The 17,050-nt window shown below is 61.8% G+C and carries 16 protein-coding genes, 1 tRNA gene and 2 pseudogenes; 14 read left to right on the plus strand and 5 right to left on the minus strand.

From position 1 onward, the window contains the following. Positions 1 to 155 precede the first annotated feature (155 nt). Positions 156 to 315, plus strand: a pseudogene (locus tag BN32_RS27785) (arsenical resistance protein ArsH); the annotation flags it as partial. Positions 316 to 1,280: 965 nt separating this feature from the next. On the opposite strand, the gene BN32_RS15675 reads toward BN32_RS27785, so the two are convergent. Together BN32_RS15675 and BN32_RS15680 are read right to left on the minus strand one after the other, a co-directional pair. Continuing rightward, positions 1,281 to 1,370: transfer RNA gene (locus BN32_RS15675), tRNA-Ser, on the minus strand. A gap of 202 nt (positions 1,371 to 1,572) precedes the next feature. Continuing rightward, positions 1,573 to 2,649 (minus strand): ROK family protein, encoded by a 1,077-nt coding sequence (locus tag BN32_RS15680; RefSeq protein WP_019199407.1) that lies wholly within the window; start codon positions 2,647 to 2,649, stop codon positions 1,573 to 1,575. Between the two features lie 358 nt (positions 2,650 to 3,007). On the opposite strand from BN32_RS15680, the gene rplU reads away from it, so the two are divergent. The 3 genes from rplU to BN32_RS15695 all read left to right on the plus strand — a co-directional run bounded on the left by rplU (position 3,008) and on the right by BN32_RS15695 (position 4,556). Beyond that, positions 3,008 to 3,508, plus strand: coding sequence for a 50S ribosomal protein L21 (gene rplU, locus BN32_RS15685; RefSeq protein ID WP_019199406.1), 501 nt, complete (start codon positions 3,008 to 3,010; stop codon positions 3,506 to 3,508). 56 nt (positions 3,509 to 3,564) lie between these two features. Next, positions 3,565 to 3,834: a 50S ribosomal protein L27 gene (gene rpmA / locus BN32_RS15690; RefSeq protein ID WP_019199405.1), complete on the plus strand. Its 270-nt coding sequence runs from the start codon at positions 3,565 to 3,567 to the stop codon at positions 3,832 to 3,834. A gap of 134 nt (positions 3,835 to 3,968) precedes the next feature. Then, positions 3,969 to 4,556, plus strand: coding sequence for a GNAT family N-acetyltransferase (locus BN32_RS15695; RefSeq protein WP_019199404.1), 588 nt, complete (start codon positions 3,969 to 3,971; stop codon positions 4,554 to 4,556). A 57-nt stretch (positions 4,557 to 4,613) separates the two neighbouring features. Here BN32_RS15695 and BN32_RS15700 read toward each other — a convergent pair whose 3' ends face one another. Both BN32_RS15700 and BN32_RS15705 read right to left on the minus strand, forming a co-directional pair. Then, positions 4,614 to 5,540: a DMT family transporter gene (locus BN32_RS15700; RefSeq protein WP_040426795.1), complete on the minus strand. Its 927-nt coding sequence runs from the start codon at positions 5,538 to 5,540 to the stop codon at positions 4,614 to 4,616. A 5-nt stretch (positions 5,541 to 5,545) separates the two neighbouring features. After that, on the minus strand, positions 5,546 to 6,466 hold the full coding sequence (locus BN32_RS15705; protein WP_040426590.1) for a DMT family transporter: 921 nt from the start codon (positions 6,464 to 6,466) through the stop codon (positions 5,546 to 5,548). Positions 6,467 to 6,691: 225 nt separating this feature from the next. On the opposite strand from BN32_RS15705, the gene obgE reads away from it, so the two are divergent. The 10 genes from obgE to BN32_RS15755 all read left to right on the plus strand — a co-directional run bounded on the left by obgE (position 6,692) and on the right by BN32_RS15755 (position 16,892). Then, entirely contained in the window at positions 6,692 to 7,765 is a 1,074-nt protein-coding gene (obgE, locus tag BN32_RS15710; RefSeq protein WP_019199401.1) for a GTPase ObgE, read from the plus strand. 47 nt (positions 7,766 to 7,812) lie between these two features. Beyond that, positions 7,813 to 8,958, plus strand: coding sequence for a glutamate 5-kinase (gene proB, locus BN32_RS15715; RefSeq protein ID WP_019199400.1), 1,146 nt, complete (start codon positions 7,813 to 7,815; stop codon positions 8,956 to 8,958). 159 nt (positions 8,959 to 9,117) lie between these two features. Next, positions 9,118 to 10,410, plus strand: a complete 1,293-nt coding sequence (locus BN32_RS15720) for a glutamate-5-semialdehyde dehydrogenase (RefSeq protein ID WP_019199399.1) — start codon at positions 9,118 to 9,120, stop codon at positions 10,408 to 10,410. After that, positions 10,407 to 11,042: a nicotinate-nucleotide adenylyltransferase gene (locus BN32_RS15725; RefSeq protein ID WP_019199398.1), complete on the plus strand. Its 636-nt coding sequence runs from the start codon at positions 10,407 to 10,409 to the stop codon at positions 11,040 to 11,042. The genes BN32_RS15720 and BN32_RS15725 overlap by 4 nt, the downstream gene beginning before the upstream one ends. Before the next feature lie 187 nt (positions 11,043 to 11,229). Continuing rightward, positions 11,230 to 11,616, plus strand: a complete 387-nt coding sequence (gene rsfS / locus BN32_RS15730) for a ribosome silencing factor (protein WP_040426796.1) — start codon at positions 11,230 to 11,232, stop codon at positions 11,614 to 11,616. 56 nt (positions 11,617 to 11,672) lie between these two features. Further along, positions 11,673 to 12,155 carry a 23S rRNA (pseudouridine(1915)-N(3))-methyltransferase RlmH gene (rlmH, locus tag BN32_RS15735; protein WP_019199396.1) on the plus strand — a complete coding sequence of 161 codons (483 nt, stop codon included), beginning with the start codon at positions 11,673 to 11,675 and terminating at the stop codon, positions 12,153 to 12,155. A gap of 17 nt (positions 12,156 to 12,172) precedes the next feature. Further along, complete coding sequence (locus tag BN32_RS15740; RefSeq protein ID WP_019199395.1) at positions 12,173 to 13,576, plus strand: murein hydrolase activator EnvC family protein; 1,404 nt, start codon at positions 12,173 to 12,175, stop codon at positions 13,574 to 13,576. Beyond that, the gene (locus tag BN32_RS15745) at positions 13,573 to 14,916 is read left to right on the plus strand and encodes a S41 family peptidase (protein WP_019199394.1); all 1,344 of its coding nucleotides are present in this window, start codon (positions 13,573 to 13,575) and stop codon (positions 14,914 to 14,916) included. The genes BN32_RS15740 and BN32_RS15745 overlap by 4 nt, the downstream gene beginning before the upstream one ends. Before the next feature lie 154 nt (positions 14,917 to 15,070). Beyond that, positions 15,071 to 16,285, plus strand: a complete 1,215-nt coding sequence (locus BN32_RS15750) for a divergent polysaccharide deacetylase family protein (RefSeq protein ID WP_019199393.1) — start codon at positions 15,071 to 15,073, stop codon at positions 16,283 to 16,285. Between the two features lie 106 nt (positions 16,286 to 16,391). After that, positions 16,392 to 16,892, plus strand: a complete 501-nt coding sequence (locus BN32_RS15755; protein WP_040426800.1) for an RNA pyrophosphohydrolase — start codon at positions 16,392 to 16,394, stop codon at positions 16,890 to 16,892. A 61-nt stretch (positions 16,893 to 16,953) separates the two neighbouring features. On the opposite strand, the pseudogene atpC reads toward BN32_RS15755, so the two are convergent. Continuing rightward, positions 16,954 to 17,050, minus strand: a pseudogene (atpC, locus tag BN32_RS27790) (F0F1 ATP synthase subunit epsilon); the annotation flags it as partial.

Raw genomic sequence — 17,050 nt, forward strand, 5'->3', positions numbered from 1 at the left:
GAGAGAGAGAAGCCCTTTTGCCGAGCCTTCACTCCCCTTCGCACGATGCGCGAACGCCCGATCATCATGTCGGTGAACACGGCTTGTGCTGGTGTCGCGCCGAACGCCTCGACGATGCGCTACAAATGTGCCGCTCCTAAGGCGGAGGTCATCTTGAAGCCGCCCGGCTGTTGGAGGCGTTCGGCGCCGAGACCCGGATATTCAATCCCACGGGAAATGCGCTTCCGCGACGATTCACCGGCGGACCCGAGGGTCAAGAAGTTACGCGACCTGTCGGCATGGTCGGAAGGTCAAGTGTGGCGCTGTCCCAAACGATGAACACTCACACAGCACCGGCGATGCTGCGCCACGCGCCTCTCTTATCCTTTATGAATGCCGCAGAACGGACAGGGATGACTCGCTCGGACTTCGCGTTCTTCAAAAAGTCCGCTTCTGCAGCGAACGCGATACACCCGATGCCATCAATCCGCTTAATGCGCTCAAGGCTAAGCTGGCAAATCTCTGCAATGCGAGCGCCCGTGTATGCGCAGACCCGCGGTACCCACCGCCGATACAGTTCTTTCTCTTTAAGAGCAGTTCGCAAGATCGTTGCGGCTTCATCATCGGCATAACCGCGCCGCCTCTCCGATGCGCGCGCTTTGATATCGATATTGATTCGTGCGCCCGGATTTGATGCTCTTGCGCGACGCCTTGCATTTCAATTGAACCGGCGCAAGCGAGACGTTCGCGATCGGCTGACTGTGCTGAGAGGCCTCTTACGGCAAGATGCCGATCAACAAGAGCAAAGCAAGCGCTCTGCTGACGAAGCTTGTTTTCTCGTGGGATGAAAGAGGCTGGGTGATATCTAGGATGTCGGCATATGAAGCATAGGTTTCGGTCCAGACGATTGCACCGACTTCGACGTCTCACGCAAAGGCCTGATACGGATCCGCGTTGAATTGCCGCTGACGCTATCGCCGATTGCTCCGGCTTCGCGCGTGATTTCATAAGGGGTGAGGGACGTCGTCCGCACCGCAAGTTTGCCGAACGCTCTTCGATCTCGACAAATTCTTGTGCGGACGCTTCGCGGCTCCGGCCTGCGTACGCTGAGACGTTCTTCTCGCGTCCCGACACATCGCTCGAAGGTCGTCCGGGACGCGCTTCGAAAGCAGCAGTACCCCGTACGTTTCAGGCATGACCATCGAAAGTGCCGCCGCATGCCACCCGCGCGCACCAGCCGAACGGCGAAAAAACCTATGACAATCAATGATCTGTAGATCGAATTGGATTTCTCACAGTGTTGGCGGAGAGGGAGGGATTCGAACCCCCGATAGGCTTGCACCTATGCCGCATTTCGAGTGCGGTGCATTCGACCACTCTGCCACCTCTCCTGGTACCAAAACGGCGGCTTCGCGCCGGGTCGCGGGCCGAGTTCTATGCGAGGAAGCCGGTCCAGACAAGGCACCGCCGGCCATTTCGTGCCACTTAGAATAAACGGATCGGGCCTGCCAGAAACCCGGCCCTGCAGAAGGCTGAGGTGCACTTCCACCTGATGCCAAGGCCGGACCCATGCGCCACGGCGGTCCACTCGCCTCACCCTTTCTTCTTCTCTTTCGAATTGCGCATGGTGAAGCGCGCATTGCCGAGTCCAGTGCCGATGGTAAGAATTCCCCACCGCTTGTAGTCCTGCATAAAGGGAATCTCGCTCAAGCCTTGCACCACGCCGTCATTGTGCATCAGCACCGCTGTGTCGTGATCGCGAATGCTCGGGATCAATTCGATCAGGCTGGCGGGCAAGTTGAACTTACTGCTTTCCCAGTTCCCCGGCAGATTCTGCGCGCCCTTTTCAATGGACCCGTCCGCATCGATGGCGCCGGGACATGAGACTCCGATGAACGGGGCGAGCTTGAGGCCTTTATCTTCCGCCTCTTTCAACAAGCCTTTCAGCAACCCGGCCAGCTTCTTCACCGCGCCTTCGCGGGTCGGCTCATCGTCGGCATGACGCCAGAGTTCGGACTTCCAGACCGAGGCCTTTGACAGGTCCGGCGTCTTCTTCTGGCGAGTTTCGACCACACCGCAACGAATATTGGTGCCTCCGATGTCGACGGCCAGAAGGCTGTCGTGACCTTCGAAAATCCACGACGGCGCCAGATGGGCGCAGCCGATCAGCGCTGCCTCATCGGGATGAAACCGGATCGGAATCAGGCTGACTTTTGCACCCTCCGCCTTGAGGATGATGTCCGCCCTGGCAATCGCCAATTCGCCGATCCGGCTCTGCCGGAAGCCGCCGCCGACGATGATCGCCTCGGTCTTTTCCCAGGCCTTGGTCTTGAGGAAACGTCCTGTAACGTATGCCAGTTCCTGCGCGAATTCCTCGATGGCGCTGTGGATCAGCGCCGAGGCTTCAACATCCTCGCCGACCAGAATTTCGTCCAGTCTCTTCTTGCTGATGTCTTCCGTGGATTTGGCGCCGAGCGGATCGTCCCCGTTTTTCTTCAACGGTTTCCGCCACTTGTCGAGAATGTCCTGAAACGCGCCCTTGCTGGCGCGATCGCCCAGAAAGCCGTCCTCATCCTTGAGCTCGATATTGTAGCTGTCGATATCGACGGACGGCAGGCGCGCCGCCCCATGATTGCCGATCCCGGCGGTCGTCAGTGTGTCTTCAGCCATTCCAATGCGCCCCTTTGCCAGGGGATAACGGCGAGGGAACCGGATGGTTGCGGAGGCAGCTTGCCGCGGACGGGCAGAGGCCCGAAAGGCCCGAAATCCCTCATTTCTCGCCGGTTTTAGGGGCACTTTTCCTTGACTCGCGGCGTTTGCCCGATGTAAGACCCCTCACCCGGCGCGGGAATTTCTCGCGCCGTTTGTTTTTGTGCGACCGGCCGGACGGCTCCGATACGAGAGCAGCCCCGATAGCGCAGAGATTTCGCGGTGATCGCATGATGATCGCGGTGAACCCATAGCGACTGAACAAGAAGCCGGGCCGGATTCATCCGAGCATCGGAATCGAACACGAAGGAAAAAAACGATGTTCGCAGTCATCAAAACCGGCGGCCGGCAGTTCCGCGTCGTTCCGGATGATGTGCTCGAGATTGGCAAGATCGCCGGCGATGTCGGAACGATCGTGCAGCTTGGCGAAGTAATGGTGGTTGGCGGCGACACGCCGGTCCTCGGATTCCCGTTCGTTTCGGGCGCATCCGTGGCCGCCGAAGTGCTGGACCACAAGCGCGGCCCGAAGGTGATTTCCTTCAAGAAACGCCGCCGCAAGAATTCGAAGCGCAAGCGCGGCTATCGCGATGAAATCACGGTGATCCGCGTCACCGAGATTCTGACCGACGGCAAGGCCCCGACCGTGGGTCCGCGTCCGAAGCGCGAGAAGAAGATCGAGGCCGCTCCGGTGGACGGTGACGAGGCTCCGGCCAAGGTCGCCAAGAAGGCCCCGGCCAAAAAGGCTGCGGCTACTGCCGCTGCCAAGCCGAAGACCGCAGCCAAGAAAGCTGCGCCGAAGGCAAAGAGCGACAAAAAGTGAAATGATTCCGTCAAGGAATCGGTCTATAGCTTAAAGCGAATTTTGGAGACGGAGCCATGGCTCACAAAAAAGCAGGCGGTTCATCGCGCAACGGACGCGACTCGGCAGGCAAGCGCCTTGGCATCAAGGCGTTCGGCGGCGAGCACGTGATCCCCGGCAACATCATTGCACGTCAGCGCGGCACCACTTGGCATCCCGGCCTCAACGTCGGCATGGGCACGGATCATACCCTGTTCGCCAAGGTTGAAGGCCGCGTCGAATTCCGCGCCAAAGCCAACGGCCGCACCTTCATCTCGGTTATTCCGATGGCGGTCGCGGCTGAATAAACGGTAGACACCATCGCGTCTGCCGGGTCTCGTTGAACCGGCAGAGCACTGGAAGGCTCGAAGGGGAGACGGGTAACCGGCCTCCCCTTTTGTTTTGCGCTCGTTTGGGGACGCGCGCACCAAGGAGCCTGACCATGTTGCTGGAAAAGCCAACGCCCACGTTGCGGGAATCAAGAGCCGTCGTCCTCGAGACCGATCGGCTGGTATTGCGTCAGCCGACGCTCGCGGACGTAAAGGCCATTGCGCGTGTCGTCGGCGACAAGCGCGTGTCGATTAATTTACGCCGCGTACCGCATCCTTATACGCAGGATGACGCGATCAGCTTCGTGACCACCATCGCCGCCACCATCGATACTGTATTTCTGGTCGAGCGCGAGCGTGCCGCGATCGGACTTGTCGGCGTGAGCTGGGAAAACGAAAACGCGCCAGAGCTCGGCTACTGCTTCGGTGTCGAGCACTGGGGCCAAGGCTATGCGACAGAGGCGGCGCGCGCTGTCATCGATTTCGCCTTCGAGGAATTCGCCATCGACCAATTGCTGGCTGGAGCGCGGGTGCTGAATCCGGCCTCACGTCACGTGCTGGAGAAGTGCGGCTTCCAGTGGACCGGCATTGAACTGCACCGCTTCCTGGCACTTGGATCATCGACACCGGTCGATCGCTTCAAGCTGGAGCGCAGTGTGTGGGCGTCGCTGAGAAGCTGGAGCAACTCGACGCGGCGTTAATCTCTATCGGAGCATGATCCGGCCCGAAAACCGGCATCCGCTCTTCGGGATCACGCTCTAGACCACCGTCGGTGGATTGGGCTCAGGCTCGCGGTGCATCACCGTCCGCTCGCGCAGGAAAATATAGATTCCGGCGCTGGCGACGATCGCGGCCCCGATCATGGTGTTCGGCGATGGCACATCGCCGAACACCAGAAATCCAAGTACGATGGCCCACACGATCATCGTATATTGAAATGGCGCGACCACGCTTGCGGGTGCAAGGATCAGCGAGCGGTTGAGGCACAGCACCGCCACCACGTTGACCATCCCGCTAACCAACAGCAGAACGACGAGAAACCATGTCGGCGGCACGAACAGAAATGCCGACACCACGCCTCCGAAGACGAACGATCCAACAACCTGGGTCGTCGCTAGAAAAATGTTCGACGTCCCGCGCACATAGCGGGTAACGATCATGAAGATCGACTGGCAAAGGCATCCTGCCAGCGCGATCAATGCCGGCCAGGAAATAGCCGCCCCAGTCGGGCGCAGCGCGATCAATACTCCGATGAAGCCGACGACAACCGCCGTCCAGCGCCGCCAGCCGACATGCTCGCGGAGGAAAATCGCGGAAAAAGCGGTAACGAAGATCGGTGCCGCGAGATAGCAGGTCGTCGCATCCGCCAGTGGGATATACTTGATCGCCGTGAAGAACAGCATTCCGTCAGCGACAGACAGCGCCATACGCAGCACCTGCAGCGCAGGCCGCGGCACATTGCGTACCGCCGCAAAATTGTCGCGCGCGAGAAACGGCAGCAGGGTCGCGATAGCCGCAAAGCCGCGGATGAAGAAAAGCTGCGCCGGCGGATAGGCTGCGACCATCATCTTGCTGAAGACATTGACCAGCGAGAAGATCGTGACCGCCGCCAGCATGAACAGAATGCCCGCCAGAGTGGAGGAACGCGGCGTTATACCGCTCAACGATTTGAGTGGACTGGTCATGCGCATCAGCCCGGCGGGGGCACCACCACCGGCTCGTCATGCACCAGGTCGCGTTCACGCAGGAAAATGTAAAGCCCGGCCACGATGATGACCGCCGCACCGACAAGCATCGCCACCGACGGCACGTCGCCGAACACGGCATAGCCAAAGATTACGGCCCAGATGATCATCGTATACTGATACGGAACGACCACGCTCGCGGGAGCAAGCTTGAGCGATCGATTGACGGCCAGCGCCGCGGCGATGGAAATGCAACCCGCCACGGCGAAAAGGCCGAAATCTGGCAGGCTCGGCGTGATCCAGCCGAACGGCGCAACGACAAGGCCGAACAAAAGCGTCCCGGAGAACTGCGCCGCCGTCAGCACGATGTCCGGCGTACCGCGCAGCGAGCGCGTGATGATCATGAGCGCCGCGAACGATGCACTGCCGGCCAGAGCGATCATCGCGGGCCAACTGAACGCCTGGGTCGATGGCCTCAGCGCGATCATGACGCCGATGAAGCCCACGACGATCGCGCTCCAGCGCCGCCAGCCGACCTTCTCGCCGAGGAAAATCGCAGACGCCGCGGTGACGAAAATCGGCGCCGCGAGATAGTATGTGATGACATCCGCAAGGGGCAGATAGACCGACGCTGCGAAGAACGCCGCGACCTCCAGTGTCGACAGTGCCACCCGGACAACCTGCAGCCCGGGTTTCTGGATGCTCCGGAACGCGGCACGATGCCGCCAGATCGCCGGCGACAGCAGGACGAGGCTCGCCACCGCCCGCAGCAGCAGCAACTGCCCGACCGAATAGGTCGCGACGATGAATTTGCCCAGCGCGTCGCCAAACGAAAACATCCAGACGGCCAGCAGCATCAGTGCGATGCCCGCAAGTGCAGCCGAGCGGTTTCCAGCGTCGGCGGAGATTTTTGCAAGCATGGTCATGGGGCGGCGCCGGATAGCGTTAATTCGTCAAAAAAACGAACCGATGACGTCGTTTAGAAGGCGGATGGCGGTTCGGCAACCGTTACAAATGCAGCCTTTATCGCCATATCATGCATGAATGGGTTGCCGCTCAGGCACCCATGGCGCATACATTGGCGCATACATACAAGCGCGATCGGGCCCGAAAAGCCGGGCTTTTGCCGGTCGCGACGCAACGGAAAACCGATGAAATTTCTCGACGAAGCCAAGGTCTATATCCGCTCCGGCGACGGAGGAAACGGCTGCGTGGCATTTCGCCGCGAGAAGTTCATCGAGTTCGGCGGCCCATCGGGCGGCAACGGCGGCCGCGGCGGTGACGTCATCGTCGAAGTCGCCGACGGCCTCAACACGCTGATCGACTATCGTTACCAGCAGCACTTCAAGGCTCCGAAGGGCGTAAACGGCATGGGATCGGACCGCCATGGCGCCAACGGCAAGAACATCGTGATGAAAGTGCCGCTCGGCACGCAAATCTTCGACGAAGACCGCGAGACCCTGATCCACGACTTCACCGAGGTCGGCGAGAAATTCGTGTTGGCGCAAGGCGGCAATGGCGGCTTCGGCAACGCTCATTTCAAGACGTCGACCAATCGCGCGCCGCGCAATGCCAACCCGGGATTGCCCGGCGAGGAACGCTGGATCTGGCTGCGGTTGAAACTGATCGCCGACGCCGGCCTAGTCGGATTGCCCAACGCCGGTAAATCCACATTCCTGTCGGTGGTCAGCGCGGCAAAACCGAAAATCGCGGACTACCCTTTCACGACCCTGCACCCTCAGCTCGGCGTCGTCAGCATCGATGGGCGCGAATTCGTGCTGGCTGATATTCCAGGACTGATCGAGGGCGCGCATGAAGGCGCGGGTCTTGGCGACAGGTTTCTGGGGCACGTCGAGCGTTGCAGGGTGTTGCTGCATCTGGTGGATGCAACGAGCGAGCATGCCGGCAAGGCCTACAAGACCGTGCGCGGCGAGCTGGAAGCCTATGACGGCAATCTCGCCGACAAGATCGAGATCGTGGCGCTCAACAAGATCGACGCCGTCTCGCCCGAGCATCTCAAGGACCAGAAGGCGCGACTGAAGCGCGCGGCGAAAAAGACGCCGCTGTTGCTCTCGGGCGTGTCGCGCGAAGGCGTACCGGAAGCCCTGCGGGCATTGCTAGCCGTGATCGGTGAAGCGCCGGTTTCGACCAAAGCCAAACGAGCGAACGAAAGTGCGCCGGAAGCAGAGCCGGAGCCGTCGGGCTGGACGCCGCTTGGCCGCTGATACCCTGCTCGCAATTTCAACTTATGCCCACCACACACTGATTTCCGATGTCGAACCCCAAGCTCAAGAATTTCCGCCGCATCGTCGTCAAGGTCGGATCATCGCTTCTGATCGACGCCGCCGCCGGTGAAGTCCGCGCGACATGGCTCGCCGCACTCGCCGCCGATATCGCAAAGCTGCATCACGCAGGCAAGGATGTGCTCGTCGTCTCGTCGGGCTCGATCGCGCTCGGGCGAAGTCGCCTGAAGCTGCCAAGCGGCCTGCTCAAGCTTGAGGAAAGCCAGGCGGCTGCCGCTGTCGGTCAGATCGAACTGGCGCGCATCTGGTCCGGCGTGCTCGGCGATCACGGCATCGGTGCAGGACAAATTCTGGTCACACTGCAGGACACCGAAGAGCGCCGACGTTATCTCAACGCCCGCTCGACCGTCACCAAGCTCCTCGAATGGCGCGCGGTGCCGGTGATCAACGAGAACGACACCGTCGCCACCAACGAAATCCGCTACGGCGACAACGACCGTCTCGCCGCACGCGTCGCCACCATGACCAGCGCCGATCTGCTCATTCTGCTGTCGGACATCGACGGCCTCTACACGGCGCCGCCGTCGGCCAATCCGAATGCGAAACTCATTCCTGTGGTGGAGTCCGTCACCGCCGACATCGAGGCAATGGCAGGCGCCGCCGAATCTGAGCTGTCGCGCGGCGGCATGCGCACCAAGATCGAGGCCGCGAAGATCGCGACCAGCGCTGGCACGCACATGCTGATCGCATCTGGCAAGATCGAACACCCGTTGCAAGCCATCGCCGACGGCGGCCCCTGCACGTGGTTTCTGACCCCGGCCAATCCTGTCACCGCGCGCAAGCGCTGGATCGCCGGATCGCTTGAGCCGAAGGGCACGCTTACCATCGACGCAGGCGCAGTCGCGGCCCTGCGCGCTGGCAAGAGCCTGCTACCGGCGGGCGTGATCCGGGTTGACGGCCAGTTCGCACGCGGCGACGCCGTGGTGGTGCGCGGGCCGGATACCCATGAGATCGGCCGCGGCCTTGTCGCCTATGACGCAGACCATGCCGAGCAGATCAAGGGCCGGTCGTCCTCGGATGCGGCGCAGATCCTGGGTATCAGCGGGCGCGCTGAAATGATCCATCGCGATGACCTCGTGGTCGGCGGCCCACGCGGGACCGACAGCGCAAAATAGCGGCTCCGGGCAAAGCCCTAACACGGCCAATGGCCTAGCCGCCGATCGCGTCAACCATTGGCCTATCTTGCCGGGCAGCCATGTTCCCGGCGTCTCGTCGGACCCGAATTTCTGTGCTAGGGCATGGCCTTACACGCCTCCAACCCCACATAGACCGATATGTCCGCTCCGCTCAAAGCTCTCGACGGCACCCCCGATCTGACCGCGTTGATGACCGACCTCGGCGTCGGTGCGCGCCGCGCCGCGCGCGTGCTGGCGCTTGCCCCGAGCGAACAGAAGGACGCGGCGCTGTCCGCCATGGCAGCCACGATCCGTGCCAACGCAAAAGAGATTCTGGCCGCCAATGCCGAGGATGTCGCCGAGGCAAAGGCCGGTGGAATGAGCAGCGCCTTCGTCGATCGACTCGCGCTCACCGAGGCACGCATCAATGCGATGGCCGACGGCATCGACGTGGTCCGCGCGATCAAGGATCCCGTCGGCATTGTCACCGAAAGCTGGACTCGGCCGAACGGCATGACCATCGAGCGCGTGCGCGTGCCACTCGGCGTCGTCGGTGTGATCTTCGAAAGCCGTCCCAACGTTGCGGCCGATGCCGGTGCGCTTTGCCTCAAATCCGGCAACGCCGTGATCCTGCGCGGCGGCTCGGACAGTTTCCGCTCGTGCCGGGCGATCCATCAATGCCTGATCGAAGGCCTGCGCAAGGCAGGGCTTCCCGAAGAGGCGATCGCACTGGTGCCGACCCGCGACCGTGCAGCCGTCGGCCTGATGCTCGGCGGACTGAACGGCGCAATCGATGTCATCGTGCCGCGGGGCGGCAAGAATCTCGTCGCCCGCGTTCAGGATGAAGCGCGCGTGCCGGTGTTTGCGCATCTCGAAGGCGTCAATCACGTCTACGTCGACAAGGCCGCCTCGCTCGATATGGCAAAGACGATTGTTCTCAATGCCAAGATGCGTCGCCCCGGCGTCTGCGGCGCAGCCGAAACGCTGTTGATCGACAAGGCCGCTGCTGAAGCGCAACTCAAGCCGCTGGTGACGATGCTGCTCGACGCCGGCTGCGAAGTGCGCGGCGGCGATGACATCAAGCGCGCCGATCCGCGCGTTAAACCCGTCGCGGACGAGGACTGGGCCACCGAATACGAAGACGCCATCATCTCCGCAAGGCTGGTCGACGGCGTAGACGACGCGCTGGCGCATATCGCGCGCTACGGTTCGCATCATACCGACGCCATCGTCACCGAAGATGCGGCGATCGCCGAGAAATTTCTCAACGAGGTTGATTCCGCCATCGTGTTGCACAACGCCTCGACGCAATTCGCCGATGGCGGCGAGTTCGGCTTCGGCGCTGAGATCGGGATCGCCACCGGCAAATTCCACGCCCGCGGCCCGGTCGGCGCTGAACAGTTGACGAGTTTCAAATATCGCATTCACGGCACCGGCCAAACGCGGCCGTGAGCGATTTCGTTCATCTGCCTCGCGCCATCCCGACCCATGCCGACGGGATGCGGATCGGTTTGCTCGGCGGATCGTTCAACCCACCGCATGAAGCCCACCGCGCCATCAGCCTGTTTGCACTGAAGCGGTTGCGGCTCGATCGTATCTGGTGGCTGGTATCGCCCGGCAACCCGCTCAAGAACAACGGCTCGCTGCACGCGCTGCGCGAACGCATGATCGCCGCGCAAAAGGTCGCGAACCATCCGCGCATCGATGTCAGCTGTCTCGAAACCGTCATCGGCACCCGCTACACTGCGGACACGGTATCGTATCTGCGGCGCCGCTGTTCCGGCGTTCGCTTTGTCTGGATCATGGGCGCCGACAACCTCGCGCAATTCAACCGTTGGGAAAACTGGCAGCACATTGCCAGCATGGTCCCGATCGCCGTGGTCGACCGGCCGCCCGACAGCTTCCGCGCCTTATCGTCTATCGCCGCGCATGCGCTGATGCCCTATCGCATCGACGAACGGGATGCCGGAACTCTCGCGAGCCGCCGGACGCCGGCCTGGACGTTTCTGACGGGTCTCAAATCGAGCCTGTCCTCAACACGGTTGCGGAACCCGGACGGAAGCTGGAAGGTCGCCGATCCATGATGACGTTTTCCGGCAACAGCGTGCCCCAAATCATCGGGGCGGCATCTGGAAGATTGAAACGGTTAACCCCACATGCGTATTATGAAGGCGGCGCCGGGATTCGGCGCTCGCGATACAGTGAAAGGAATGGTCCCTGACCACATCTGTATTGTCCAAGGCTGCTTCGTCAAAGCCTCGTGCCAAAGCGATGCCTGTGTCCGTCGACACTGTTCCCGCCCTCAAGGCGCGACCTGATGCCGACGAAACTCTGAACCTGATCCTCTCCCGCCTTGACGATATGAAGGCGGAAGAAACGGTCACCATCGACCTTCGCGGCAAATCCACCATCACCGACTACATGATCGTGACCTCAGGGCGGGCCAACCGCCACGTCGGCGCGATCGCGGAGAATGTCGCGAAGGGTCTCAAGGAAAGCGGAATCGCAGCCCCTCACGTCGAGGGATTGCCCAACTGCGACTGGGTGCTGATCGATTCCGGCGATGTGATCGTTCACGTGTTCAGGCCGGAAGTCCGCGAGTTCTACAATCTCGAAAAGATGTGGACCTCGGACAAGCCGGCGGCAAAGGCACGTTGAGACGACGTTGAGACGATGCGTATTCATGTGCCTGCGCGCATGTTAGTTTGCGCGCCATGCGCATCGTTGTCATCGCCATCGGCCGCCTGAAGCAAGGCCCGGAACGGGAGCTTGCAGACCGTTACCGCGAGCGGTTCGACGACATCGGCCGAAAGCTTGGCTTTCGCGGTCTCGAAATCCATGAAATTCCCGAAAGCCGCGCGCGCGACGTCCCCGCGCGAATGGCCGACGAAGCCGCCGCGATCTCGGCACTGATTCCTGACAAATCGTCCATCATCGCGCTCGACGAGCGCGGCGAAACCATCGACAGCGCAGCATTCGCGCGGCATCTTGGTCGTTGGCGCGACGAATCGGTTCCAACCGCTGTTTTTTTAATCGGCGGGGCGGACGGACTTTCGCCAGAATTGCGGCGCAGGGTGAAACTCAGCGTTGCGTTTGGCAAGGCGACCTGGCCGCATCAAATGGTGCGCGTCATGCTGCTGGAACAGATATACCGGGCCGCGACGATTTTATCCGGCCACCCGTACCATCGCGCGTAAGGCATGATCCCGAGATCATGCTCACTCCAGGATCGCGAAAGATCGAACTGCCCGTGACCGACGCGACAGGCAACACGACTCTGCTGACCGTGCGCAGACTGGCGCGCAGCACAGCGCTGCCGCTATCCTTGGTAATCTCAGCGTTGCATGTTGCAGGCGGGATTGCGCCGGCCCGTGCACAAGCTGCCGTCAAGCAGGCCGCCGCGCCGGATGCTGAAGCAATCAAGCAGCGCACGCAAGAACTCGAAGCCGCCCGCGAGCAGCAGAAGAAAGCTGCCGAACTCGAGCAAAAACTGAAAGCCGATATCGCGGCCATCGGCCAGGATCGTACCAAGCTCAATCAACAGCTGATCGGGATCGCCGGACAGGTGCGCGACGTTGAAGGCAAGATGGCCGACACCGAAGGCCGGCTGCGCCCGCTCGATGCGCGCGAGCTTCAGATTCGCGCCGCGCTCGAATCGCGCCGCGATGAAATCTCGGAGGTCCTCGCCGCCCTGCAGCGCGCCGGACGCCGCGCGCCGCCTGCGCTGTTCGTCCGGCCAGAAGACGCGTTGCAATCGCTGCGTACCGCAATGCTGCTCGGTGCTGTCGTTCCGGAGATGCGAACCCGTGCCGCCAAGCTCGCCAGCGATCTCGGCGAGTTGGTGAGCCTGCGCAAGAATATCGCGGAAGAGCGCGACCGGCTGGCGGTCGACCGCGACAAACTCAATGACGATCGCACCCGGCTCGCCGCGCTGGTGCAGGAACGGCAGAAAAAGCAGACCGAGACCGAGAAGGACATGGAAGCGGAGCGGCAGCGCGCCATCGCTCTGTCCAAGCAGACCGAGAATCTTCAGGACCTGATCGCCAAAATGGAGCAGGACGTGAAGGCGGCTGCGAAAGCCGCCGCGGCCGCCGAGTTGAAGGGCACTCCTGTTTCGCTGAACGGCAAGCCCAATCTGGGCGCACTGAGGGACCCGGCCCGATTGAGCCCGGCGATCGCCTTCGGTTCCGCCAAGGGACTTTTGCCGATTCCGGTTAACGGCACCCGGATCCGCAGTTTTGGCGGTTCCGACGGCACCGGAGGCCAGGAAAAGGGCATTTCCATCGTCACCCGCCCCGGGGCGCAGGTCACAACGCCTTGTGATGGTTGGGTTGTTTACTCAGGCCCGTTCCGGAGCTACGGACAACTCTTGATCCTCAATGCGGGCGGCGGGTATCATGTCCTGATCGCCGGGATGGAACGTATTTCGGTCACGATCGGGCAGTTTGTTCTGACAGGAGAACCGGTCGCGACCATGGGGACCACGTCTCAGGTCGCGTCAATTCTGGCGGCAACGTCTAGCCAGCCTGTGCTCTATATCGAGTTCCGTAAGGACGGCACTCCAATCGATTCTGGTCCATGGTGGGCCGCAAGTGAAGGCCAAAAGGTTCGCGGATGATGCGCAAGACTTCCCTGGTTCTCCTCAGCGTCGCGGCAGGCGCGGCGGCCACTCTCTTCCTCACCCAGCCCCGCTCGGCGTTGGTGGGATCGACGGCGCGAGCTGCGTCGTCCGATACCTATCGCCAGCTCAACCTGTTCGGCGATGTGTTCGAACGCGTTCGCAGCGACTATGTCGAGAAGCCCGACGACAGCAAGCTGGTCGAGACCGCGATCAGCGGCATGCTCACAGGCCTCGATCCGCATTCCAGCTACATGGATGCGAAGAGCTTCCGCGACATGCAGGTGCAGACCCGCGGTGAATTCGGCGGCCTCGGCATTGAGGTCACGATGGAAGACGGCCTCATCAAGGTTGTGTCGCCCATCGACGAGACGCCAGCCTCCAAGGCCGGCATCATGGCCAACGACATCATTTCTCAACTCGACGATGAAGCGGTGCAGGGCCTGACCCTGAATCAGGCCGTCGAGAAAATGCGCGGCCCGGTCAACACCAAGATCAAGCTCAAGATCATTCGCAAGGGCCAGGACAAGCCGATTGAAGTCACCCTGGTGCGCGACAACATCCGCGTCCGCTCGGTGCGCGCGCGCGTCGAAAGCGACGACATCGCCTATATCCGCATCACCACCTTCAACGAGCAGACCACCGAGGGTCTGAAGCGCGAGATGGCGAACCTGACCACGCAGATCGGTCCGGACAAGATCAAGGGCTACATCCTCGACATGCGCAACAATCCGGGCGGCCTGCTTGAAGAGGCCGTCTCGGTCTCCGACGCATTCCTGGATCGCGGCGAAATCGTTTCGACCCGTGGCCGCAACGCCGAGGAAACCCAGCGCCGCACCGCCAAGCCGGGCGACCTTGCCAAGGGCAGGCCGGTAATTGTGCTGATCAACGGCGGCTCGGCATCGGCATCGGAAATCGTTGCCGGCGCGTTGCAGGACCACAAGCGCGCGACGCTGCTCGGCACCCGCTCGTTCGGCAAGGGATCGGTGCAGACCATCATCCCGCTCGGCTCCGGCAACGGCGCGCTGCGGCTGACCACGGCGCGCTACTTCACGCCATCGGGCAAGTCGATCCAGGCCAAGGGCATCATTCCGGATATCGAAGTCCTGCAAGACGTTCCTGACGAACTCAAGTCGAAGACCGACACCAAGGGCGAAGCCTCGCTGCGCGGTCACCTCAAGGCCGAAGGCCAGGAAGAAACCGGATCGCAATCCTACGTGCCGCCGGATGCCAAGGACGACAAGGCGCTGAAGATGGCCGCCGATCTCCTGCACGGCATCAAGCAAACCACGTCGGCTCCTGCTCAGACCGACAAGGCTTCGAACAAGGCAGCGAACTAAGATCGCGAACAAGCATCTCAATCGGATCGGGGCGGCCTTCGGGTCGCCCTTTTTCGTGGAGGCACGGCGGCCTTAGCCCGACGCCCCGGAACCCAAGGCTTGACGTCCAACCCTGTCGGGGCCGTGGTAGGATTCGCGGATTGATTCGCGGGGGTTGAACGCAGTGACAACCGACGATCTGAGCGCTCCGCTCGGACAAGATCGGCCGCGCCAACGGCGGCGATACAAGCTTCCGTTCAGCGCGCCCCAGGCGATTGCGGGGCTAAGCGGGCTGTTCCTGGTCACCTTCCTCGGCTTTGCGATTTTCAACCATAACCCGATGGGCGGCGAGCCATTGGCGCGGGTGTCCTACGATCCAACCACACTGCCCGGCTCAATAGCGGCGAAACCGGCCAGCACGGCGCCAGCAGCGACCAAAGAGGCCACCGCTGCCGCCAAGGAGCCCGCCACGGGCCAGCAGACGGTGACCATCATCGACGGCTCCAGCGGCGCGCGGCAGGACGTAATTGTCGGCGCAGGGGCTGACGCCCCGGCGAAGGCCGATACACAGACCGCGATTATGGCCGGGATCAATTCCAAACTGCTGGAGCCGTCACGCTACGGTATGATTCCCGTGATCGCTGATGGATTGAAGTCCTTCCGCGTCTATGCGGCGGGCAGCGACGCGGACCGCGCCAGCATGGCCGGTAAGCCAGTCATCGCCATCGTCGTGTCCGGTCTCGGTGTCGGCGCCGCCAAGACCGCTGACGCCATCACCAAGCTGCCGGGCGCCGTGACGCTCGCGTTCACGCCTTACGGCTCGGACCCCGGCAAACTGGTCGAGCGCGCCCGCGCGCAGAAGCACGAAGTGCTGCTGCAGGTTCCGATGGAGCCGTTCGATTATCCTGACAACGATCCCGGTCCGCAGACGCTGCTCACCACGCTATCCGCCGAGCAAAACGCCGATCGCTTCGCGTGGCATATGAGCCGGTTTCAGGGCTATGTCGGCATCGCCAACTTCATGGGATCACGCTTCGTCGCGACCGACGCGGCGATGCAGCCGCTTGTGAAGGAAGCGGCCCGGCGTGGTCTCGCCTGGCTGGACGACGGCAGCGCGCCGCGCAGCGTTGCGGGCGTGATCGCGGAAGGGCAGGCGATGCCGTTCGCGAAGGCCGACGTCAGCATCGACACTGTGCCGACACCGGCCGAGATCGACCGCGCACTGACGCGGCTGGAAACACTGGCAAAGGAACGCGGATCCGCCGTGGGCATCGCATCGGCCTTGCCGATTTCGATCGAACGGATCGGAACCTGGGCGAAGCAACTCGAGACCCGTGGCATCGCGCTGGTGCCGTTGACAACGGCGATGCTGAAACCAAAATCTAGCTAGGCGTGATTGGCAAGACTGGAACCCGGTTTCCGGCACTCTCGCGCGAATGAACGAATTGAGTGCGGCAGGCGCGCTTGGACGGATCGGGATCAAAGGCTTTTGCAAGATGGCGCGTTACGACGATCTGCCCTATCGGACTTGCGTCGGGATCATGCTGATCAATCCGGACGGACTTGTGTTCATCGGCCGCCGCGCCAGCGGCCCGGAGCATGTCGATCAAACTCACGTCTGGCAGATGCCGCAGGGCGGCGTCGATGGTGGCGAAGACACTTGGGCAGCCGCAAAACGCGAGCTTTATGAGGAAACCAACGCCCGCTCGGTGGAGAAACTCGGCGAAGTACCGGAATGGCTCACCTACGATATTCCGCGCACGGTCGCCGGCCGCGCCTGGAAGGGCCGGTTTCGTGGACAGAAGCAGAAATGGTACGCACTTCGATTCACCGGCAAGGACAGCGAGATCAACGTCGCTTCGCCGGCCGGTCACAAGCCGGAGTTCATCGACTGGCGCTGGGAGCCGATGAAGAATCTTCCCGAGTTGATTGTACCGTTCAAGCGTCCGGTCTATGAGCGCGTGGTCCAGGAATTCACGAAGTTCGCCAAAAAATAATGCGCCAAGAATGAAAAAAAGCCCTGCAATGCAGGGCCTTTTTCATTCTACATTTCGGCGCTTAATGCATCGCGGTTGAGCTGACGACCTGCCGCTGAATGGTCTTGAAGTGATCGAGCCGCTCGATGGCCTGATCGAGGACTGTGCCTTCCTTCTCC

The organism is Afipia birgiae 34632 (assembly GCF_000308295.2).
Taxonomy (GTDB): Bacteria; Pseudomonadota; Alphaproteobacteria; order Rhizobiales; family Xanthobacteraceae; genus Afipia; species Afipia birgiae.